The following is a 22,808-nucleotide window of genomic DNA, read 5'->3' on the forward strand; positions in this document are numbered from 1 at the left end:
TAACGTCATAACACTTTAAGAGTGGTTCGACTATATTGTTAATAGGCAGATATGAGCGGTTAAATAGGTAAATATCATCTATTCAGCATAAAAGATGCTCGCTCATAAAACCATCTACGACAAATTATACGCCGTACTGCGTGCGATAATGCTGCATTTTTGCAAGCTGAGTCGCATCTTTGTATTGGCTATTGTCATCTGCTAGATAGCTGATTAAATCATCAATATCGATGAGTGCGCGTACAGGGACCTCTAAGGTCGAAGCCAGTTCTTGAATAGCAGAATGCTCAGCTTGACCTTTTTCTTTACGATCAAGAGCGACAATAATACCGGCAACGCTTGCGCCCGCTTGCTCTAAAATCTCGACCACTTCACGCATGGCTGTACCAGCTGTAATGACATCATCTAATACCCAAACCGCTTTGCCATTGACATCAGCACCCACCAAGTTACCACCTTCACCATGGGTTTTGGCTTCTTTGCGATTGTAACCCCATTTAGCATTGATACCATGATGGTTCCATAATGCTTGTGCGGTGGCAGCAACAAATGGGATGCCTTTATAAGCGGCACCAAAAATGACCAGCTCTTGCTCATCTGTACCGTTATTGGTCGCTGCCATCTGTTCAGCTAAGGCGTCGGCATAACCACGTGCTAACAACGATAACATCTCACCTGTCGCCAGCAAACCTGCATTAAAAAAGTATGGACTAATACGACCAGACTTAAGGACAAACTCACCGAACTTAAGGACTTGGTTATCTAAAGCCAATTGAATGAATTGATGCGATGAGAAAGTAGGCTGAGCATTAGGTACTGAATTATTAGGTACACGAGCATTGGACATTAAGGCATTCCTATTAACAAAAATGAGGGCAAAAAATTGGCATTATTGTACGCATTATTGATCAGCTTGACCAACCATTGATGTCGTAATCCTGCATATTAGGATAACGGGTCAATAGACCACTACGTGATGAGAGATTGAAATAGCACTGACCATCATGACTCACTTGTATCTCCCAGCCCAAGTGATAAGCGGCAACAATAATATGTCCCGTAAATAGACGCACCTGACGGTATGCATGACGCTGCGATGGCTCACAGATGACCTGACTAAGCAGATAACTGCGTACATGCTGACAAATTTGCGCCGCGCTATAACTATGATTGATACTTTTGCGCGTACTGCACTGCTGCAACGCATGGACGGCAACACTACACGCCATGATATCAGTGGCCAGACTACCCTCGCCCGTCTCAAACTGCTGCGGCTGCAAAATCACTTGCCAATCATCGGCATAGAGGCTACTGAGTAGCTCATCAGGATTATAACGTTTGGTCAATGCACGCAGAGAGGTTGAAGCATCTCTAACTTTACTGTTACTGGCATTACGATTACTGGTATTGCAGTTACCGGCATCAGCACCATTCAAATCAGCGCTTAACGGACTGCCAGCAAGCGTAAAACCATAACGCTGTAGTTTTGGATAAGCCTGAAGCGCTTGCTGAATATCTGACATATCTAACAACGTCATATTCGTCAATGCTGACAACAACGGTTGCTCGCTATTATTATGATAAAAGCTGTCCGGAAATTCAGCAAGCTCCGCTGCACTCAGTAACGACAGATGCTCACCCAAGACTTCTGAAGCAATTAATGCCCATTTCGATAGACTGTCTTTGTTAGGCTGATAAAAACGGGCAGCGTTACCATATAAACGACGCAGCTGAGTATTTAGACGACGCGCAGGCTCTGGGATATCAGTCAAAGGCCTTGCAGGATCAAGTGGAGACTGCTTAGGATCAAAGTTAGGATGCACGATGGCAGGTTGTGTACTATCAGAAAAAACAGGCGACTGCTCAGCACTGCCTTCTGTACGCTTGCCACCTGCTGCTGTGATGTCAGCACTGGATAAGCAGTTATCAGAAGTAGAAGGCTGGGTCATGAGAGCTCCATAGACTATAAAATATAAAACGAATAAGGTAAATCAGGTCGAACGGTCATCTTATACCATTCACAAAAATTAGAGTAGCGAGGAACACGAACGCCAGTACTATACATTACCCACTGGATGAGTTTAACCACGACTAGACTTACTTTTTTGATGTAGGGCGTGTCCTCATTTTGAAAATGGTGATAAAAATGAGATAAATTGCAGCCAAATAAGGAAAGTAGTACAGATAATATCGAGATATTAGCAAGCTACTTGACGCAGTTTAGCAAATATTTGACCATTTTTAGCCCATTTAAAGCTTAATGTTCAGATTGAGGACATGCCCTAATTATGCTTGATGGTTCAAAATATCACGGTAACCTGCTTGCCAATCAGGATAATCTAGCCAAGCTAATGGAATGTTGCTATGCAAGCGTTTTCCCGTAACCGCTGTTTTTTCGTTATCCATGGCAGGAGGTGTCTCGCCTATTTGCTCACTTAACCAAACACTCAACTCCAATGTTGTCACTGGTGCATAGTCAGTCGCCAGATATATTGGCTCTGGCGAATCCATGGTCAATACATTGGCAATAATATTGACCAAATCACGATCCATAATTCGATTGCTCCAATGGCTCGCGGCCACTGGCTCTTTTTGCGGCTCGCGGGCTTTACGTAGGCGCATTAACCGCTCGCGCCCATAGATACCGCTGGGACGAATGACCACGGCCTTATTTCCAAAGCCCTGTTGCAGCGCTTGTTCTGCTTGCAGTATGACCTTTGACGCGTCGCGCGCAGGCGTGATGGGTGCAGTATGCTCATCAATCCACTCGCCATTGTCTTGGCCATAGACACCCGTTGATGAGATAAAGACAATGCGCTCAAGGTTGGTCAGATTTTCTGCAAGATTTGCCAAGTGCTGACAGATCGCTAGATAACTGTTGTGATAGCCGCTGCTCGAATACTCATCAGGCGTGACGATAATGGCAATATGCGTAAAACCTTGCAAGATTTGGGCAGTCAGCGTTAATGCATCGGCTTGTTTAAATATGGCTTTATCATCCAACGCATAATCCTGCCGCTCACCACGAGCCAGACCCGTGACATTCAAGCCATCCTGCGCAAGCTTATTGGTCACTGGTAATCCAATATCACCTTGACCAATAATTAATAAATGTTGCATATTCATAAATAACTCTTCCCTTTATACAACCATTACGGCGCTTAGAAGCAATTTTTTCTAAATCAATGTCTAAAAATAGCGTCTGTATGACAGCTGTATATCTTCATTGGCATCGATACGTTCTTGCCATTCGTAATTGGCATTGATGCGTAGTGCTTGTTTTTTATCAATATCGTATTGCAGACCTAGCGTCGATATCGGTTGCCAATAATGACCGCGAATGTTCGACTCATCGCTGCTGCCATGATACCAATATGGCAGTTGCAATTCAGCCTGCGCGCGTAACTGATTGTTAATTTGATAACGACAGCCAGCATTTATACCAGCACCGACACGAAAGCCTTTATTGATACCACGACCTACTTGCGTCGTACCGGACAACAAGGTGTAGCATAATTGCGGCGGCATCTCGCCAGTATCTGTATTGGGGGCTCCAAATGCCCAAGACCACCCTGTCTCGTAGCCCACGCTCCCCACTAAATGGTCTGTGCCGTCTTTCTGCGAACCGTCATTGACGCGTGTCGCTTCGATACTTGCGCCCCACGTTTTACCTTTTTTGGCAGAATTAACAGGATTAAAAGAACGACCGCGAATTAACGTGGCATTTTGCAAGACCACATTTTTTGGCTGATTGTCTTTATCATTATCCGTGTCATATAAACGTAAGGTCGCCGCAATGCCTTCTAAATTAAAAAACTGCGGATATCCTGATGAGCGGTCAAGCGTATCATGGAATCCTGCCCGCAAGCCCAGATCGATATAGTTATTGTCACCGCGCTGCCCTATCCCGATGCTCCCCAATGTCAGCGGATGTCTGTCAACAGGATTGTTATCTGATACAACGATACTAGTCGGCAATAATGTTTGCTTGTCAGCTGACATGCTCGAGACAGCATTGAGCTGAGCAGATTTAATCTCGTCAATCGTCTGTGTGGCGCTGTTGTGATAGCCAAGTTGCTCACGCTGCTGCCTCACTTTATTTAACTGAGATTGGCGTAAGGTACTATCAGCTGGGGTGTAAATACTGCTGGCAAGCAAACCTTCACTATTAAGTAACTGCACGACATCTGAAGGAATGACCGCATAAGGCAATCTGCTTAATAAATGCTGCTGCGGGCGCACCACGTCAATTAGACGCAACACTTCAGATGCGCAGTTATCTGTGGTGAAGTAATATGGTAACTTCAAATCCTTGGTTTCCCAGACATGCAACATGATTTTCTGAACTTCGCTTGGTGTCAAATCCAATTGATAGGTCCACGTATCGCGCTCATCTCCCTGTAGATAATTCACGAGCTTTTCAGGATAAGGGTCAATCTCAATAAGACTGTCATAAGCACCAATCATTGACTTGACGGAGTATACTGGAAAGCTATCCTCAGGATTGCCATCTACCGTATAATTCAACGCATGAGCGTGATGAATTTGGCTAGGATCAGCGACGCTTTCTTTTGAGTCGATACGTAGCAGAGTATGAGCAAACGCTGAGAGAGGATTGTCCAAATACTCCTGTGCAAACATGAGAGACAGCTGCTCAGGTGCAATCGTTTGCATCCACTTATCTAGCTCTGGACAGTCAGCTTGTAGCACAGTGTCGTCAATATTCAACGTATCAGTCAGCCATTGTACTCGTGCTGGAAAACGGCATAGTACAGAGTTGCTATCGACAGCACGACTACTGACAGAATGGCCGTCGGTTATTTGGGCAGAACTTTTATTAGCGGTCTTTTTATTAGTAGCGGCCTGCATTTCGTCGGCAAGGGCAACAAGCAGAGCATCAAGCTCTGCACCTGAATCACTCCGACCATTTTCACTTAAAAAGAAGCCAGCGTCATCAACCATACTGGTGTTTTTTTTCTTACCAATTAAGTTCTTTTGATCATCAAAGAAATACAGTAATCGTCGCCACGTTGTATGCTGTGCCAGATTTTCTGTTTTTGCTTGTGTGCGCCACGTGGCTAATAACGATTGAGCACTGCTGTCTTGTACGCCTTGCATACTTTGCGTGTTGTTAGTTTCTTCTTCAGCGCCATCATGTGGCATGGTATGTGTCGTATTACTATTTATCGGTGTTTGTGGCTCACTCGCCAATTCACCTGTGGTTACTAGCGATTCTGGTGTTGGCAAAAAAGCCTGTGCTTGGCCAGAGAATAGTAACCCAGCGATAGCAAGTGGCAAACAGGCTCGTTGGCAAGTTATTGTTAAGGTACAATCGACTGATAGAGACATAGGCTTTGTAGCCATGAGTAAAACCTCGCACGTTATTATTCATACGCTGATAGCGTGATTAGGGGCTGACTAATAATGTCTACTGTAGTGTTAAGGTCTGTTGAATATGCAACAGACCCTAAATAAAACAATCCAAAACCCGTTTTCGACCTAGATTGTTTAAATCTCTGGGGCGTGTTTGATAAATTTTAGTAAAAGAGAATATTATGTCCAAATCATCCTCAATGACTATTAAAGACGGCTTATTATCTGCAGCCACATGGCTCGCATCGCCCAACAAAAATATGCGACCAGCAGATATGAATATCGACACTATCGTCATTCATAATATCAGCTTGCCACCCAACGAATTCGGCGCTTGCGACACTGATGGCACTCACTATGTTAAGGCGCTGTTTACCAATCAAATAGATTGGAATGCCCATTCCTACTTTAAAACTATAGAAGGGACCGAAGTTTCTGCGCATCTATTTATCGAGCGTGATGGGTCGATCACTCAGTTTGTAAACTTTAACGAGCGTGCTTGGCATGCCGGTCGATCAAGCTATTTGGGACGACCTGAATGTAACAATTATAGCATTGGTATCGAACTCGAAGGGTCAGATTTTACGCCTTTCACTGACATGCAATATGACAGGCTCGCACAGGTCGTCAGTGCTATCTATGAAGCTTATCCTAAAACTCGTCGTCACTTGACAGGTCATAGCGATATCGCGCCAGGACGTAAGACAGATCCTGGTGATTATTTTGAATGGACAAAACTGCGTGAAAACGTTGCCGTTCTATTAAAATAAAACACCCTATTTTGTCCACATGTCATATTCCACATTCAATCCATTTATCTCGATTATGAAAGTGATATAATTCGTCAGTTTTTCAACACAGAAAATCAGCACACAACCCAATACAACTTAGCAAGATAGGTTCTCATGGCAAAAAGTCGGTTATTTCGTTCAACCATGGTGGTCAGCAGTATGACCATGCTGTCTCGTATTTTAGGCCTAGTACGCGATGTCGTATTGTTAGGTGTTTTTGGCGCTGGTGGTCTGATGGATGCCTTTTTGGTCGCCTTTAAGATACCCAACTTTTTGCGACGTCTATTTGCAGAAGGCGCTTTTAGCCAAGCGTTCGTACCTGTTCTATCCGAATACAAAGAAAAGTACAGCCTACAGCAAGTACAGATTTTAGTCAGTCGCACTTCAGGTGCTCTGTTAATGGTTCTATCCATGCTGACAGTCGTGGTTATCTTAATCGCGCCTTGGGTCGTGACGTTGTTTGCACCCGGCTTTGCCGATCAACCCGATAAATTTGCCATCACTGCTGAATTACTACGCCTAACCTTTCCGTATTTGCTATTCATTTCCATGACGGCTTTTGCCAGTGGTATTTTGCAAAGCTACGGACGATTTGCTGCACCAGCGTTTGCACCAGTGTTATTAAACTTATGCATGATTGGTGGTGCACTGATTTTCGCCCCAATGTTCGATACCCCTATCATGGCACTTGGCTATGCCGTCGCTATCGCAGGTTTGCTACAGTTTTTGCTACAGCTGCCACAGCTATGGCAACAAAAACTGCTGGTCGCTCCAAAGATTGACTTTCAGCATGAAGGCGTTCGCCGTATTTTAAAACTCATGCTCCCTGCCATTTTTGGTGTTTCTGTCACTCAGATTAATTTACTATTAAACACCATCTTTGCATCATTAATGATTGGTGGGTCGGTTTCTTGGTTGTATGCTGCAGAGCGTATGAGCGAGCTGCCACTAGGTCTGATTGGCGTGGCAATTGGTACAGTCATATTACCAAGTCTGTCAAAAAGTGAAGCGATGCAAGACGACGTTAGCTTCAAAAAGACGATTGACTGGGCGGCACGCTTAATCATATTAGTAGGTGTTCCGGCATCAGCAGCGCTATTTATACTTGCAGATGTATTAATGCAAGCATTGTTTTTGCGTGGTGAATTTACTTTGCGTGATGCACAAATGAGCTCGCTAGCATTGCGTAGTATGGCTGGTGGTATCTTAGGCTTTATGTTGATTAAGATATTTGCCCCTGCATTTTTTGCACGTCAAGACACTCGAACGCCTGTAAAAATCGGTATCATCTCCGTTATAGCCAATATGGTCTTTAGTGTTATTTTTATTGGTATTTTCTATTTCTTGGAGATTCCACTACACGGTGGCTTGGCATTAGCAACCACAGGTGCGGCATTTGTAAACGCAGGGCTATTGTATTATTTCTTACATAAGCGCGATATTTTCCGTTTTGGTAGCCACTGGAAAAAACTGTTTGCCCAGTTTGCCATTTCTACAACCGCGATGATTGCAGTGCTGTATTTCATGTTGCCCTATTTCCCTGCCGATGATGCTCAGTGGCGACGTATTACTGCTCTTATTATTATGTGTGCCGTGGGTGCTTTGGTTTATGGTGTGGTATTACTCGCTACAGGCTTCCGCCCCCGCCAACTAAAGCATGGCTAAACATACCAAACAAGGCCTTAACTTACGAAACCAAAACAAGCTTGGCCTGAGAACTGACAGTGTTCGATACGAATATTTGTCATAATAGCTTATGCATTAATAAATAAATTTTGAGGTCTTATAATGACTAAACAGCTGATAATTCCACGTTTGCCAATCTTATTTGCGACTGGTCTACTGAGTACTGGATTGCTTCTGAGTGGTTGCAGCAATGATGTCGATACAGAAGAAACGGTACACAAAGTAGAAGTGGCCGATTCTCATAGCGCAACTGATGATGAAAAAACAGCTGATAGTAATAAAGAGGCTACTCAGCAAAAAAGCCTAGTCACCAATCCTACTGAAGCTGGCACGCCAGAAGACACGGTTAAGAAAGCATTGGATAGCCTGTACTACGGTGATGTAAAACAAGCCGCTGGATACTATGAAGTAGATATGGCAAACTTTGAAGAAGAGCTAGCAAAAACTCAGTCTGCCTTTCAGCAAACCGTGGAGGGTGTCACTATTACTGACACTCAATATAACGATGATAAAACTCGTGCCACCATCACTGGTGAGCTGATGTTAAAAGGACAGAGTGAGCCTGCACCTTTGACTTACGAACTACAAGAAATAGACGGTCAATGGAAAATCTTAGGCTAAAGCATCACACTATCAAGCATGATGCTATTTGATTTTCCTTTCTGTCTAACAGGTTCTAGTCTATTGTCACCGCTTTTCCAAGCATGACAACATCCGCCATAAAACCTTCCATATCACAAACCTTTGGCATATAACCCCATTGCTCAAAATCAAGCTTACGGAACAACCCTAAGCTTGGTTGGTTGTGTGCGAAGATAAGCGCGATGATATTTTGAATCCCTAAGCTTGGTGCTTGAGTAAGCATCCAGCGTGTCAGTAAACTGCCCAGTCCTTTTCCTTGATGCCCTTCGTGCAAATAAATACTAATCTCGGTGCTGATATGGTACGCCATACGTGCATAAAGATCACTAAAACTGCCCCATGCCACTATCGGCGAAGACTCTGCTTGCTTACCACTTTCGGTGGTTTCTGTCACTGAGCGAACGACATAAATAGGTCGCGTGGCGCTATTTAAATGCTCATCAAACCAATCTGCACGCTCTTCACAGGTCACTGGAACAAGGTTGGCTGTTGCTTGCTTACCTGCAATGCTTTGATTATAAATCGCTAATATCTCTGGCAGGTCTCTCTCACTTGCGCGCTGTACGATAAAATCGTCATTAAGATTGTGTTGAGGTAAGATAGATGGCACAGCATTCAAGGCAACATCGGACATAAGAGCTCCATAGTTAGTTGGTTGTATGATTCGCAGGAATTTTTGAATATAGTCAATCTTTTATAAAAGAGCTACAGCGTCAACCTCGCTTGAAGTATCACATATACATCTGCACTCGGTTGCCTTGACTCTCTTTTAAACTGAATCCACTATATAGCTGATTGCTAACGATAGTCGTCAAAGGAAGATAAGCTCAAGTGTTTCTTTATAATAGCGGAACTGACAGCGCCCTACTTATATTATGAGTAGACTATAGGATGTTAGTATAGCCATTTTACTTTATAATGGCTGATTTTAGACACATCGATTTTTGGTATGGTGTGTTTTTCTTTTTTATCTGGTCTTATCTATCATAGCTGAAAATTTATGAACACCTATTTTCTTGAGCAACTGATTGCGTCGCCAAGTACACTGCCTGCCAATATTAGCCCAATAGATCTAGCGCCCTGTGTGCTCACTATTGGCAATTTTGACGGCGTACATTTGGGGCATCAAGCGATGCTTACACAAGTCAGAGAAATTGCACAGGCGCAAAATCTTGGCTCTGCTGTCATGATATTTGAGCCACAGCCTCGTGAGTTTTTTGCGACAGCCACTGCGCCTGCTCGCTTAACCAATCTCGCTGAAAAACAAGCCTTGCTAGCAGAGTATGGTGTTGAAACTTTAATTGTGGCGGGATTTGATACAGATTTCCGGTCGCTATCCGCACAAGCATTTGCAGATATTTTGGCACTGCGCTTGAATGTACAAGCCTTAGTACTGGGCGATGACTTCAAATTTGGTCATGACCGTACTGGTGACAGTCAGTTTTTGCGTGATTATGGTCTGGATGTGACCAACTTACATACTGTCACTGACAGTAGTGATAATGCGGCACGTATCAGCTCTACTCGTGTGCGTGATATGCTGTTGGCTGGTGATATCGATGCCGCCAATACCTTACTAGGTCGCGACTATGCGATTACAGGACTGGTCGTCAGTGGTGATCAAATTGGCCGCACGATAGACTTCCCTACTGCTAATATTGATCTAAAACGCTTAAAGCCTGCGTTGCATGGCATATTCGGTGTCGATGTGGTCAGTCTCGATGATAATGGTCAAATAATTCCTAATGGCCTAACTGTAAATGCGGTCAACGGACAAACTGGTATAGCAGGATTACGTGCTGATAGCTTGTTTGGTACAGCCAATATCGGTACCAGACCTTCAGTAGATAAAGAGCATAATTGGCGTTTGGAAGTTCATTTCCCAGAGCTGCAAGCTGATTTATATGACCTGACTCTACAGGTTCGATTTTTGCATTATCTGCATGGTGAACGACGTTACGATGGCTTAGAGGCATTAAAGACTGGCATTCATAACGATGTAAAAGAGTTGATTGAGTGGCTAGCAAAACAATAACCTTGTTAGAACAGATATCTAACTCATAAAAAAACCCACAACATAAATGTTTGTGGGTTTTTTTATGAGCTTGCTTTTTTATAAGCTTTCTTTCTTTACAAGCTTGCTTTTATAGCTAGGCATCTGGGTGCATACGTACGTTTAAGTCGTCAATGACTTCTACCCATTCCGCATCTTTTTCCCATTCTTCTTGCAAAAACATACGCTGATTTTCGGTCCAGACATTTGACTCTATTAGCTTCTCTTCTTTTGCCAATTTGTTTTTTTCAATAAAGCTATCGATTGCTTCATCTGAGCTATCAAGTCCTAGCTGCGCAAATAATTCATTTATATTATATTCAGGTTCATTCATCATATTTTTCTCCCTAGATAATGCAGGTTTATTTGTGATTATTATTTATGCTTACCACTTTATTGTAGCAGGCTCTATTTTAATAGCTGTTAACCAACGTTTATCTAACGTTATCAATTGTATTAATGGCAATGGTCCAGTCTTGTATAAATCAGATACGATGTTAGGCTATTATTTTTAGTGTTTTACTTATTTTGCTTTGTTTGCCTTACTTACATCTAAAGTGTCTCAAACTAGCTGCAACGATTACTTATTTTTCCAAGACATAAAAAAAGCCCTCATATTTCAGAGGGCCTTTTTATGTACTGCTTTTGGTCTTACCACTTAAGCAAAATATCTGCTTATGGTAGTAAGTGTGCTACTGCATCACGCTCTTCGCTAAGCTCTTGCTCAGTCGCAGCCATTTTCTCTTTTGAGAAATCAGATGATACATCAACGCCGTCTACGATAGACCAGTCGCCGTTAGTACACGTGCATGGGAATGAGTAAATCAAACCTTCCGCGATACCGTATTCGCCGTTTGAGTAAACGCCCATTGATACCCAATCGTTCTCATCAGTACCAAGTGCCCAAGTGCGCATATGTGCAATGGCAGCATTGGCAGCAGAAGCGGCAGATGAAGCACCGCGAGCTTTAATAATCGCTGCACCACGTTGCTGTACTTCTGGGATATAAGTGCCTTCGTACCAAGTACGATCAACTAGATCTAAAGCTGGCTTACCGTTTACAGTACAAGCTGTTAGATCTGGATACTGAGTTGATGAGTGGTTACCCCAGATGATCATTTTTTTCACGTCATTTACAGTGCTGTCAGTTTTGCCAGCCAACTGCGCCATGGCACGGTTATGATCCAAACGAGTCATTGCTGTGAAGTTACGTGGATCAAGATCTGGTGCATTGCGTTGAGCGATAAGCGCGTTGGTGTTAGCAGGGTTACCCACTACCAATACTTTTACGTCACGGCTTGCTACGTCATTCAATGCTTTACCTTGTGCTGAGAAAATCGCAGCATTGGCTTCTAGCAAATCTTTACGTTCCATACCTGGGCCACGAGGACGTGAACCGACTAGCAAAGCATAGTCAACATCTTTGAATGCAACGGTCGCATCATCAGTTTGAACGATACCGGCCAATAATGGGAATGCACAGTCTTCTAACTCCATGACCACACCCTTTAGGGCGTCAAGTGCTGGGGCGATTTCAAGCAATTGCAAAATAACTGGCTGATCTTTACCTAGCATTTCACCAGATGCAATACGAAATAGCATAGCATAGCTGATATTACCAGCGGCACCAGTGACGGCAACACGTAAAGGCTGTTTCATTGACATTGAATACTCCCTAATTAATTATTAGATAATTCATGATTCTAATTGATGACTCTAATGAATGATTATCATTTTAGATATCGACTTGTTTGCTGCATAGCAGCAGCCATAAACCGAGGGTTAGTGTAGCACTTCGTTCAGCGAATCGTCTAGAGACAATAAGAGGCCCACGACCTATTATATTGTTACATTTTATACGAGAGAGGCTTTAAGCAAGTAAAGCGCTTATGAATCAAGCACTAAGACAGATTTAAAAGGAGCTGATGATCACGTGGATTAGCACTATATCGCTTGATATAACGCTTATAATAAAAGGATGAGGCTATAAGCTATGACTAAAAATTGTCAAAGAGGGTATCAAAAAGGATGCTAAATGATAACTTTTAAATAGCATTGAGGAAAGCTACTCACCGCCTGAAATGATAAAGCGACTACCACAACTGTCCACAACATTAGGACAACTACCAAACTCAGAACCTTCATAACAAACATGAATATCCGTCAAGATAGACTGCTTTCGACTGCCCGCTTGGCAAATTAGGTCGACACTAGCCGATGACATACCTTTATTAAGGCGAGTCATCTGACTGATAAATCGTGACTTAGAAACCGTATAGCTATTACCCGTATTTAGCTCCTTTGGCAACTTCAATGCGCCAGCGTAATTGGTAATCTGGCGAAAGTAACTACTGGCACTAAATGGACTACAGGCACCATAACGTTGCCATGTTTGGCTGCGTACTGTGGTATCAGGCATGATACGGTTGACGACTTTTAGCTGAAGCGGTGTTAAACGTGGCTCACTACCACGACCGCAACGCTCACCATAGCCCATATCTAAACCCGATACGGTGAGCGAATAGCCTTCTAGACATTGACGCATACGGGCACGCGTTGGCTGCATACTACATAAGGCAGGCGTCATTTCGATCATCAACACACGTTGGCCACTCCTCGCGGTACTGGCAGCATGTGCTGGCATTAGAAAAATACCTTGCAATATTAGTAGTGCACCAATCCCCACCATGGTATTTATTTTACTCATAAAACGCTTGTTGATTAGGCTTGCGTGACATTTATTCAAAATTTTGATTGGTTTGATCGCTGAATGAACATTCGAATGACTCGGAGTCGCCGTCAGGTTAGATAGCGAGTGCACCTGCATAGATGACTGACGTCTAACTTTCGATAACATACATAGAGTAAAGTATTTTTTGATCATAAGGGCTGGAGGCATCTAGCAGTGATAAAGTATAGGCTATCGCTTAGATTATGGCGTTTGACATACAAACACTCATACCACTAAACATAGAGCTAAAAAATATGAACGGCGATTTGTAAACATCAATTAAAGACAATCATTAATGCAATGGTAACAAATCGTTTTTTTTAATCTATAGCAGAAACGTAAACATGAGATTAGGACGACTAAAATCAATGTATAAAAATAAGCCACTAACGATTGCTCATCAATGGCTTATTTGAATCGTAAATGAGTGCTCTAAAAAGAAGAAGGCACGGTACCCATGCGCTGGCTAATAGGCTGACTACGACCCAATAAGCTACTATAGATAGTGGCATTCTCCATCACATGCTTGACGTAATTGCGCGTTTCAGGAAATGCAATAGACTCAACATATTGATCTGCTGCAAGTGACCCATACACTGGCTGCCAGCGTTTGGCATTGTTAGGTCCAGCATTGTAGCCTGCTGTAGCAACGACTGGCTGACGGTTCAACTTGCTCAAGATATCACCCATATACCACGTACCATAACGAATATTGGTATCACCACTATTAGCACGGCTAGCACTATAGGTCTCACCTAGATTACGAGCGATATATTTTGCCGTATCAGGCATGACCTGCATCAGTCCACTTGCTCCAACGTTTGAGCGGGCAGAAGTCACAAAACGACTCTCTTGACGCATAATGCCATAAGCCCACTCTGGATCGATGCCAGCAGATTGGCTGTAGCGAACGACAGCATCTTGGTGCGGCATTGGATGCGACAATGCTAAGCTATCAACTCTATCCGTATTATCAACCGCGTAAATTGCACGATCGAGCCAGCCCATGTCATGTGCTTGACGGGCAGCAGCGATGATTAGATTGTCATCACGCTTGTCACGCGCCTGCTTCACCGCCCAGTTCCACTCTCGGTTAGCATAAGCACGACTAGCGTCAGAGTTATATAAGGCAAAAGCACGAGCAAAGTTGCCATCTTGCATAACACGTGCGCGATCCGAGGTACTCACGTTGGGTAAATTACTACCACCGAACTGGCTAGCATCGAAGCGCTGACCAATTTTATCTTTTGCCATTAAGCCATAATACTCATTACTTTTTGCGATGTTCTTATACATCTTTTTGGCAGTGTTACGCTTGCTTGAATCGCTCGATTGCTCATATGCGCGTGCTAGCCAATATTGCCACTGGCTACTTTTTTGAGTTTCGCTCTCCATTCTAGAAATGGCTTCGACCACATCATCCCATTGACTAAAGCGAATGGCTGCCATGGCATAATCTTCGGCTTCTTCAAAATTAAAGTCGTTATCTAAGCTGTTACGGAACCATTCAACTGCCTCAGCATTAAAGCCATCATCGGTATTGTGGTTCATACGCTGTACGCCAAGGATGCGATAAGCATAACGACGGGTATCATCATTCAACAACTTCACTGAACGCTGGTTGTCTTGTTTGATATCAAAATCTAACTGTAGCGCAGCCTCACGATAAGACTTATCAGCGACACGGCCTAACGCATACAGGTAGAGATATTGATTGGTCTGACTGGCAGACTGTCTACCAAAACTGGTAAAAAATAAAGACGGGCTAAGCTGAATCTCACTCAATGCTGAATACGCAATAGGCGTGCCTAGGCGTGATGACAACGCCATGATATCGCCAGTTTTACCTTTACGTAGCATACGCTTAAGACGAGCGGTACGATCTTGATCACTAATCAATGCGTTATTGTTCATTTCCATCGCTAGCTGATCACACAATGCTGGCTGCTTTTGCGTATTCAGCCAGACATCAGACTTGGCTGCCATAGCACGCATCGTGTCACCACCGTTATTAAAACCAAGCGCAACCGCACAGCGCTCACTGGCATCGGCATTGGTAATTAAATTCGCCACTTGACGTACTGATGCATAATCATTTGATCCTGCTTTGGTCTCCGCAAAATCCGCAACCAATTTCTCAGCCATCACAGTATCTGGATACTGACGTACGAACTGTGACACCGCAGCCGCACTTTGTGAATTAAGATCCAGATTCATTCGCCAATACGTTGGATACATTGCAAACAAACCACCACTCATCGCTTGCTCATAACCATAAAGGGCGCTGACATCACCTCGGTCCGCGGCGCTTGCTGCTGACATGAATGAGTCAATACCACTGTCTTGCTGATAATTATTCTCTTGCTGGTAGCTCTCGCTATCACCCCATGTCAGCTCTGCACAAGCAACTTGCGATAACCCTAACGCACTCGCTGCCGTCGCCAAACTCAGCGCACTCACCCGCAGCCTACCTGCTCTAGATCGCTCAGAACTACGCTTTTGACTGGCCAACTCTCTATCCTTGATGCTATGAGCAACGCGCAACTCTGTCATATTGACTCTCTTTATTATGTCTCTACAAATAATTAAACAGCGATTTATAATGTACCGCTAAGGTGGTTTTATTCATCATACTATACTCATTGCACTTTCAACCATAGCCTTTACCTTTTGTTAATAAATAGGACAGTACGGTGTAACATAGAAATGATGTCGAGTCGTAGTTTTTATCAAAATCACTGCTAACTCTAGTAAATAATTGATACCGTTATGAATAATTTATAATATTGACCAACGAACACCCACGCTAATTTTTCACATTGGTAGAGGGTTGTGATAAAATACGCCACCTGTTAATCGTCTACCCCGCTATATTTTTAGTCAATCATGGACTTATCCTTATGAGTGTTACTGTATTCAACCCCCGCATCAAAGACGCTGCTGTTACTGAAGCAACTGCTGCCGCGCCTGCTGTCACTGCACTCAATGAAGCAAGTTCAGCCCAATCTCCTGTAAACAAACCAGCCACCAAAAAAGTCTTTGTCACCACTCAAGGCTGCCAGATGAATGTCTATGACTCTGGCAAAATGCTCGACGTGCTCGGTGATTCTCACGGTATGGAAGTCACGCATGATATCGATGAGGCCGATGTACTGTTAATGAATACCTGCTCTATCCGCGAAAAAGCGCAAGAGAAAGTCTTTTCAGAATTGGGTCGCTGGCGCAAACTAAAAGAAAAACGCCCTGACCTCGTCATTGGCGTCGGTGGTTGCGTGGCCTCACAAGAAGGCGACAACATTCAAAAACGTGCGCCTTATGTCGATATGGTTTTTGGCCCACAAACCTTACATCGTCTACCAGAGCTATATGATCAATCACATGAACAGCGTGAGATTGCGCCTAAAAACCGTATCGGCACAGTTGACGTATCCTTCCCAAGTATCGAAAAGTTCGACTTTTTGCCTGAACCAAGAGTAGAAGGGTTTAAAGCCTTTGTCTCTATTATGGAAGGTTGCTCAAAATATTGCTCATTTTGTGTGGTGCCTTATACCCGTGGTGAAGAATTGTCTCGCCCACTCGATGACGTATTGGCTGAGATTGATAGCTTAGCAGCGCAAGGCGTGCGTGAAATTAACCTCTTGGGTCAAAACGTCAACGGTTATCGCGGCGAAAAAGACGATGGCAGCATTTGCCGTTTCGCTGAGCTGTTGCATTATGTCTCACATGTCGATGGTGTCGAGCGTATTCGTTATACGACCAGCCATCCCCTAGAGTTCACTGATGACATCATTGATGCCTATGCACAATTGCCAGAGCTGGTGTCTCACTTGCATTTACCGGTTCAAAGTGGCTCAAACGCTATCTTGGCAGCGATGAAACGCAACCATACGATTGATGTGTATATCAATCAGATTAATAAGCTAAAAGCCATTCGTCCTGATATTCACTTGTCGAGCGACTTTATCATTGGCTTCCCTGGTGAGACCGATCAAGACTTCCAAGATACGTTGAACTTGGCAAAGGAATTAAACTTCGATCACTCTTACAGCTTTATCTACTCTAAGCGCCCAGGCACGCCAGCCGCTGAGTTGCCGGATGATGTGAGTTTCAAAACTAAAAAAGAGCGCTTGGCAGAATTTCAAAAAGTCATCATTGACTCAACGCTAGCGAAAACCCATGAAATGGTCGGCACCACGACACGCGTATTGGTTGAACAAATCGCCAACCGCCATCCTGACTGCTTAATCGGTACGGCGGATAACACTCGTACGGTCATGTTCCCTCATGATATCGAAAAGATGGATGAAATGTTGGGTAAGCTTGTCAGCGTACGCATTACTGATTTCGTCAGCCCGCATATGGTCAAGGGTGAGCTAATCGAAGTATTGGCGTAACTGTTAAATTATAAGATTGAGTAAAAATAAAAAAGCCGTTCACTATCATAGCGAACGGCTTTTTTGTTGTTTAAATTTAAGATTAAGATGAACGGTTGCTACTCCGATAGCCAATCTGTCTTCCGTAACTGCTGCTTAGTCTCACGGCGACGTTTTTTGCGGACAATGTCGATATCTTCTTTTTCGTGAATACCACCTTTTCTTAACAGTGGATCCAGTGCCAAATAGTTGCGCGGCTTGACTGTGCTTAGCGATTGCTGTGCACCTGTTTCAGCTTTTTGTTCTAACTGCCGTTCAATCTGTTTGGCTTTCTTTAAGGTTTGTTTTAAGCTCATTATTTTATCCTTTATTCTTTGCTACATCTTCTATAGCCTTTAATTTTTGTGGCATATCTTTACCTGTGGCCATCAAGATGTCGTGGTGGTTGCTACAGATAAGCCAGTTATACTTTTTAGAAACAAAATAGCACTCGTCAAAGAAGCAGATTTCATCGAGTATTTTTATTATTGCCTCAATCTTGCCCTCGTAAAACCAGATTTTTGAACGCTCGTTGAATGTTCCTGTTACACCAAACCAAATACTTTCATTGGGCTGAATTAAACGTAACAAGTAATTCTCGAGAGAATCTTTGATTTCCATTGAATACGTTTCTTGTATCAGATTTTGCCATAACCAAACTGGACGGCTTTTACCATTTTCAATTTTGCAAAAGGTTTGATAAATCTGCTCTTCTATGCCTTTGTAATCATCGTAAGGGGTTAGAACTCGAAAAGATTTATCCGTTAAATTCAGCTCAGTTTTCAAGCACATAATCTCTGCTCGTATATCAGCCCATTCTTTTGATTGGGGTCTTTTTTTACCATTTTTGTTGATATAAGGATAATCTCTCATAATTGTCTCCTTAATTTGATCTTGTCTTATAGGATGCTAACAGTTAAAACAAGATCAAGTTTTATAAAAAAACTAGCCTTTAATACACATGACCTGCTTTAGCGTATGCACCACTTCGACCAAATCCGTTTGATTGGCCATCACTTCATCGATGTCTTTATAAGCGCCTGGTATTTCATCGATGACGCCTTTGTCTTTGCGACACTCGACGCCATCCGTCTGCGCTTTTAGCTCATCGATGGTGAATGCTCGCATGGCTTTACCTCGACTCATCTGTCGCCCTGCCCCATGTGAACATGAGCAAAACGATTCAGCCTCGCCAAGACCGCGTACGATAAAGGACTTTGCACCCATAGAGCCTGGGATAATACCAAGCTCACCTGCATAAGCGCTTATCGCACCTTTGCGTGTTACGTAGACCTGCTCACCGAAATGCACCTCTTCATTGACATAGTTATGATGACAATTAATGGCTTCTTTGGTCAGCTGAAATCGTGGCAACCCCGCTTGTGGCGACTGCAATGACTTAATGACGAGGCGCATCATCTCACGGCGGTTCTCTAACGCGTAGTCCTGCGCCCAACCCACTGCTTCAACATAATCAGCAAAGCTATCAGATCCTTCGGCAAAGTAAGACAAATCTCGATCTGGCACATGACCGAAGCGCGATTGACGTTCTTTTTTGGCAAGGTTAATAAAGTACTGGCCGATACAGTTACCAATGCCGCGGCTGCCAGAGTGCAGCATGACCCAGACATCATTGTTTTCATCCAAGCACAGCTCAATGAAATGATTGCCACCTCCGAGTGTTCCTAACTGCTTCGCCCAAGTACGCTCAAAACCTTTTAGCATTTTGAGCAAGCCGGGATACTTATCAGTAATCGGTTTTAGGCGCTTGCCTAACGGATCAAGCGTTGAGTTTTTGGCTTGAATTTGCTTGTGCATATTAAAGCCGACTGGCACTTGCTGCTCAACGATCGACCGCAGTGATTTTAAGCTGTCAGGCAAATCACTCGCCGTCAGGGACAAACGCACCGCGTTCATACCGCAGCCAATATCCACACCGACTGCGGCAGGAATAATGGCGGACTTGGTCGGAATCACACTGCCGACTGTGGCGCCTTTGCCAACATGTACGTCAGGCATCACCGCAATGTGTGAGTGTACAAACTCTAGCTGGGCTAGATTGCGCAATTGCTGCATTGCACCTTGCTCAACATCTGAGGTGTAAATCTTGACGGGTACGCCGTGTTTGCGGTTTTCATTTAATATTAATTGAATGCTCATAATTTATTATTTCCGTTTTATTATTTTTATAACCATACATATTTTTTAATTTACTAATTTTTAGACATTACTTACCCGTCTCCATTAAACGATACGTTTAATAAGCACATAAGTTAATAAATCATAAAATTTAGGCAATAAAATACCGTCTTTTTATTAATTAAAAAATCAATAAAAATGCATAGTTAATTTATGATGGACGTTTTAAAGAAAGGTTTTACCGTACCAAAATTGAAAGCGTAAAAATTATGCACACAAAAGAGCATACGCTAAACGATAGCAATCTTATTGGTAATAACAGTAAAGTAAAATGTTAGGTAAACAGATAACAGCAAGCGCAATATGGCCTAGCACAATCGCAGAACGATTTTGGCACAGTAGACTTAAACGAAGGATAGAGCGAGTAGATACAGAACACTATTCGTTGATATCAATAGATAGGATATCACTCAATAGCTTGTATATAGATTCAGCCAAACCTTTTCGAAGTCGTCATTGCTGTCAGGTAGTTTACACATTCAATCTTTAAAAACGTCTTGATAGTTAAATAGGACACGATGATTCCTCCATAGGTTGTGGCTAATTATTGTGGGCAATAGTAGCAGATGTATTTGAATGACTTATCGCTTACATAGAAGCTGATAAATCAATGTGATAATAATAACGATTTAAAAAATAAAGTCAATAATTAATTTTATTTAAATAGAGATTACTATAAAAATTATATTTCATTAAACTTGTTACTTTAAAAGTATTGCTTTGAGAATATCACTTTAAACATAGAATTAAAAAACCTTTAAACCATAAAGCTATTTAATACTTCAGCTAATAGAGCTGCAGCAATTATGATAAATATTACTCCGCAACCACGATTTAGCCAAGCTAGGCGATTGCCTACATCTAGCCAACTTGCCAGCTTCTTACCACCTAAGGTATAAATAATCTGCCAAATTGTCTCGCTCAAAAAAAGCCCTATGGTCAATAAGACATATTGCGGCCATAGTGGCGCACTAAAATTGATAAATTTTGGAAAAAAAGCCGCGAAGAACAGGATGGCTTTGGGATTAGATAGCGATACCCAGACACCCGTACGGAATAAGGTCGTATTACTTGGAGATACTTTGACTGCCGCGCTAGAGAGAGAACGTGGCTGCGGTGTATTAGCCATGCTTTCACTGTTACTTTCAGACGCAGGATATTCCGAAGCGACTTCTTCACTCATTTCGCGAGCGTCTTTCATTAAACTACCATCACCCGCATCACGCCATGAGCTGATACCTAGATAGATTAAATACGCCGCGCCAACTGCTTTGATAGCCGTCAGTAACCAAGGTGACTGGCGACTGATCACATCGAGCCCAAGCAGGGTCGAGAGGAGTAATATAAATAGCCCAAGGCTTAACCCTGCTAGCGTCCACAGCGTTCGTTTTACGCCATAGTTCATGCCATACTGGAATGCTAACAGCATATTCGGACCAGGGGTCGCTGATATAAAAAATGTACTTGCAAAAAATACCGCAAACAGATGCCAAGACATCAACCGACCCCTACTTTATTGTTTATAAAAAATTTATCGCAGCAATACTAAACCGCTAAAAAGTGAACACCGCCATAAAGACGGTGTATTTTATGCCAACTTAGATAAAAATTTAGATGAAAAGTTAGATAAAAAAACAGTCACTTGCTTCTCAATCTACTAATTGACCGTGCAACTATCTAGCAACTTTTGCAAAAACTCATCACAGCGTACAATCTCGCTCAGCTCAACATACTCGTCTACCTTGTGCGCCTGTTCGATACTACCAGGGCCGCAGATAATCGTTGGAATGCCAGCATTGGTAAACTGCCCGCCTTCCGTCGCGTAAGCTACTTTATGACGTTCATCATCACCTGTCAGCGCAGCGATTAATGATTGCAGCTCAGCACTATCACTGTCAGTCATTGCTGGTACGCCTACTGCTTGTATTAGCTCAATACCAGTCTCTGGTGCTCGTGCCTGCATTTGAGCACTCAGCTCCGCGACCTTTGCCTGAATGGGTATCAGGATATCGTCCTGCGTCATGTGTGGCAGGTTGCGATAATCAAAAGTAAACTCACACAGATTAGGAACGATATTGGTCGCGGTACCACCTTGTATAGTACCTACAGACAGAGTTGAGTAAGGTACATCGAACATCGCGTCCCCATCGTCAAGAGTATCATCGCGATGACTTATCTCTTCCGCTAGCTCATCGACATAACCAATCAAACGACTGGCATAGCTAATGGCGTTGACGCCTTGCGCCGTCAATGACGAATGCGCAGACTTACCATGCACGCGGCAGCGATAAATGGAAATACCTTTGTGCGCGACGACCATCGCCATATTGGTTGGCTCACCAACGATACAATAATCAGGAGTAATACCACGGGCTTTTATGTCTGCTAGTATGAGTGGTGCGCCCAAACAGCCGACCTCTTCATCGAATGACACAGCCAAATGCAAGGGACGACGTAGCTGACCTGCGTTAGACAGTTTTACCGCTTGTGGTAAGAGCGTCAACCCACAGCCGATAAAGCCTTTCATATCACAAGCACCGCGTCCATAGAGCTTATCGCCACGTATCGTCGCAGTAAATGGATCTGACGTCCACTCTTGACCATCGACTGGGACAACATCCGTATGACCAGAGAGCACGAGACCATGATTCACTTGGTCAGCGTTCTCTCCTGCCGGTACTGTCACGAACAGATTAGCTTTGTTTTTAGCATCATTAAAGGTCAAGTCGACTGTCAGACCTAATTGCTCACAATACGCTTGCACATCTTCAATGAGTGCTAAATTTGAGTGACGACTGACGGTATCAAAAGCAATCAAACGCGTTAGCCAATCGATGCTTTGTGTAGGATAAGCGTTATCAGAGCCAGCTTGACTGTCACTATCAGTACTATTATTTCTCATCATAAAATATCCTTATTAT

General features: G+C 43.2%; 19 protein-coding genes. 5 read left to right on the top strand and 14 right to left on the bottom strand.

All coding sequences use genetic code 11. The features are described 5' to 3' along the window. Positions 1 to 124: 124 nt before the first annotated feature. The 4 genes from pyrE to AAEY75_RS08240 form a co-directional block, all read right to left on the bottom strand. Positions 125 to 847, bottom strand: a complete 723-nt coding sequence (gene pyrE / locus AAEY75_RS08225; RefSeq protein ID WP_197216532.1) for an orotate phosphoribosyltransferase — start codon at positions 845 to 847, stop codon at positions 125 to 127. Positions 848 to 908: 61 nt separating this feature from the next. Then, a complete protein-coding gene (locus tag AAEY75_RS08230; RefSeq protein ID WP_197216530.1) occupies positions 909 to 1,949 on the bottom strand; it encodes a hypothetical protein in 1,041 nt (346 codons plus the stop codon). A gap of 337 nt (positions 1,950 to 2,286) precedes the next feature. After that, positions 2,287 to 3,126 carry an SDR family oxidoreductase gene (locus tag AAEY75_RS08235; RefSeq protein WP_197216528.1) on the bottom strand — a complete coding sequence of 280 codons (840 nt, stop codon included), beginning with the start codon at positions 3,124 to 3,126 and terminating at the stop codon, positions 2,287 to 2,289. A 63-nt stretch (positions 3,127 to 3,189) separates the two neighbouring features. Then, positions 3,190 to 5,364: an Lnb N-terminal periplasmic domain-containing protein gene (locus AAEY75_RS08240; protein ID WP_197216526.1), complete on the bottom strand. Its 2,175-nt coding sequence runs from the start codon at positions 5,362 to 5,364 to the stop codon at positions 3,190 to 3,192. A 191-nt stretch (positions 5,365 to 5,555) separates the two neighbouring features. On the opposite strand from AAEY75_RS08240, the gene ampD reads away from it, so the two are divergent. From ampD to AAEY75_RS08255, 3 genes are all read left to right on the top strand, one after another. Continuing rightward, a complete protein-coding gene (gene ampD, locus AAEY75_RS08245; RefSeq protein WP_197216524.1) occupies positions 5,556 to 6,143 on the top strand; it encodes a 1,6-anhydro-N-acetylmuramyl-L-alanine amidase AmpD in 588 nt (195 codons plus the stop codon). 135 nt (positions 6,144 to 6,278) lie between these two features. Next, positions 6,279 to 7,829, top strand: coding sequence for a murein biosynthesis integral membrane protein MurJ (gene murJ / locus AAEY75_RS08250; protein ID WP_197101540.1), 1,551 nt, complete (start codon positions 6,279 to 6,281; stop codon positions 7,827 to 7,829). Positions 7,830 to 7,952: 123 nt separating this feature from the next. Then, the gene (locus AAEY75_RS08255; RefSeq protein WP_227681308.1) at positions 7,953 to 8,471 is read left to right on the top strand and encodes a hypothetical protein; all 519 of its coding nucleotides are present in this window, start codon (positions 7,953 to 7,955) and stop codon (positions 8,469 to 8,471) included. Positions 8,472 to 8,526: 55 nt separating this feature from the next. On the opposite strand, the gene AAEY75_RS08260 is transcribed toward AAEY75_RS08255, so the two are convergent. After that, positions 8,527 to 9,126: a GNAT family N-acetyltransferase gene (locus tag AAEY75_RS08260; RefSeq protein WP_197216522.1), complete on the bottom strand. Its 600-nt coding sequence runs from the start codon at positions 9,124 to 9,126 to the stop codon at positions 8,527 to 8,529. 366 nt (positions 9,127 to 9,492) lie between these two features. Between AAEY75_RS08260 and ribF the strand changes: the two genes are divergently transcribed. Beyond that, a complete protein-coding gene (gene ribF, locus AAEY75_RS08265; RefSeq protein ID WP_197216520.1) occupies positions 9,493 to 10,527 on the top strand; it encodes a riboflavin biosynthesis protein RibF in 1,035 nt (344 codons plus the stop codon). 115 nt (positions 10,528 to 10,642) lie between these two features. On the opposite strand, the gene AAEY75_RS08270 is transcribed toward ribF, so the two are convergent. The 4 genes from AAEY75_RS08270 to AAEY75_RS08285 form a co-directional block, all read right to left on the bottom strand. Then, positions 10,643 to 10,882, bottom strand: a complete 240-nt coding sequence (locus AAEY75_RS08270) for a DUF2789 domain-containing protein (RefSeq protein ID WP_197101534.1) — start codon at positions 10,880 to 10,882, stop codon at positions 10,643 to 10,645. Positions 10,883 to 11,220: 338 nt separating this feature from the next. Beyond that, positions 11,221 to 12,210: a malate dehydrogenase gene (locus tag AAEY75_RS08275; RefSeq protein WP_181416277.1), complete on the bottom strand. Its 990-nt coding sequence runs from the start codon at positions 12,208 to 12,210 to the stop codon at positions 11,221 to 11,223. 400 nt (positions 12,211 to 12,610) lie between these two features. Further along, positions 12,611 to 13,252 carry a T2 family ribonuclease gene (locus tag AAEY75_RS08280; RefSeq protein ID WP_197216516.1) on the bottom strand — a complete coding sequence of 214 codons (642 nt, stop codon included), beginning with the start codon at positions 13,250 to 13,252 and terminating at the stop codon, positions 12,611 to 12,613. Between the two features lie 456 nt (positions 13,253 to 13,708). Continuing rightward, positions 13,709 to 15,829 carry a lytic transglycosylase domain-containing protein gene (locus tag AAEY75_RS08285; protein ID WP_197216514.1) on the bottom strand — a complete coding sequence of 707 codons (2,121 nt, stop codon included), beginning with the start codon at positions 15,827 to 15,829 and terminating at the stop codon, positions 13,709 to 13,711. A 347-nt stretch (positions 15,830 to 16,176) separates the two neighbouring features. On the opposite strand from AAEY75_RS08285, the gene miaB reads away from it, so the two are divergent. Next, the gene (gene miaB / locus AAEY75_RS08290; RefSeq protein ID WP_197216513.1) at positions 16,177 to 17,670 is read left to right on the top strand and encodes a tRNA (N6-isopentenyl adenosine(37)-C2)-methylthiotransferase MiaB; all 1,494 of its coding nucleotides are present in this window, start codon (positions 16,177 to 16,179) and stop codon (positions 17,668 to 17,670) included. A gap of 98 nt (positions 17,671 to 17,768) precedes the next feature. On the opposite strand, the gene AAEY75_RS08295 is transcribed toward miaB, so the two are convergent. From AAEY75_RS08295 to argE, 5 genes are all read right to left on the bottom strand, one after another. Further along, positions 17,769 to 18,005 carry a hypothetical protein gene (locus tag AAEY75_RS08295; protein ID WP_227681307.1) on the bottom strand — a complete coding sequence of 79 codons (237 nt, stop codon included), beginning with the start codon at positions 18,003 to 18,005 and terminating at the stop codon, positions 17,769 to 17,771. A gap of 4 nt (positions 18,006 to 18,009) precedes the next feature. Further along, the gene (locus AAEY75_RS08300; RefSeq protein ID WP_197216512.1) at positions 18,010 to 18,561 is read right to left on the bottom strand and encodes a DUF6756 family protein; all 552 of its coding nucleotides are present in this window, start codon (positions 18,559 to 18,561) and stop codon (positions 18,010 to 18,012) included. A 72-nt stretch (positions 18,562 to 18,633) separates the two neighbouring features. Further along, positions 18,634 to 19,848, bottom strand: a complete 1,215-nt coding sequence (locus AAEY75_RS08305; RefSeq protein WP_197216511.1) for an RtcB family protein — start codon at positions 19,846 to 19,848, stop codon at positions 18,634 to 18,636. A gap of 796 nt (positions 19,849 to 20,644) precedes the next feature. Next, positions 20,645 to 21,385, bottom strand: coding sequence for a LysE family translocator (locus tag AAEY75_RS08310; RefSeq protein WP_201591566.1), 741 nt, complete (start codon positions 21,383 to 21,385; stop codon positions 20,645 to 20,647). A gap of 159 nt (positions 21,386 to 21,544) precedes the next feature. Continuing rightward, a complete protein-coding gene (gene argE / locus AAEY75_RS08315; RefSeq protein WP_352259328.1) occupies positions 21,545 to 22,792 on the bottom strand; it encodes an acetylornithine deacetylase in 1,248 nt (415 codons plus the stop codon). Between the last annotated feature and the right edge of the window lie 16 nt (positions 22,793 to 22,808).

It is taken from the genome of Psychrobacter sp. TB55-MNA-CIBAN-0194, from assembly GCF_040309505.1.
Classification (GTDB): Bacteria; Pseudomonadota; Gammaproteobacteria; order Pseudomonadales; family Moraxellaceae; genus Psychrobacter; species Psychrobacter fozii.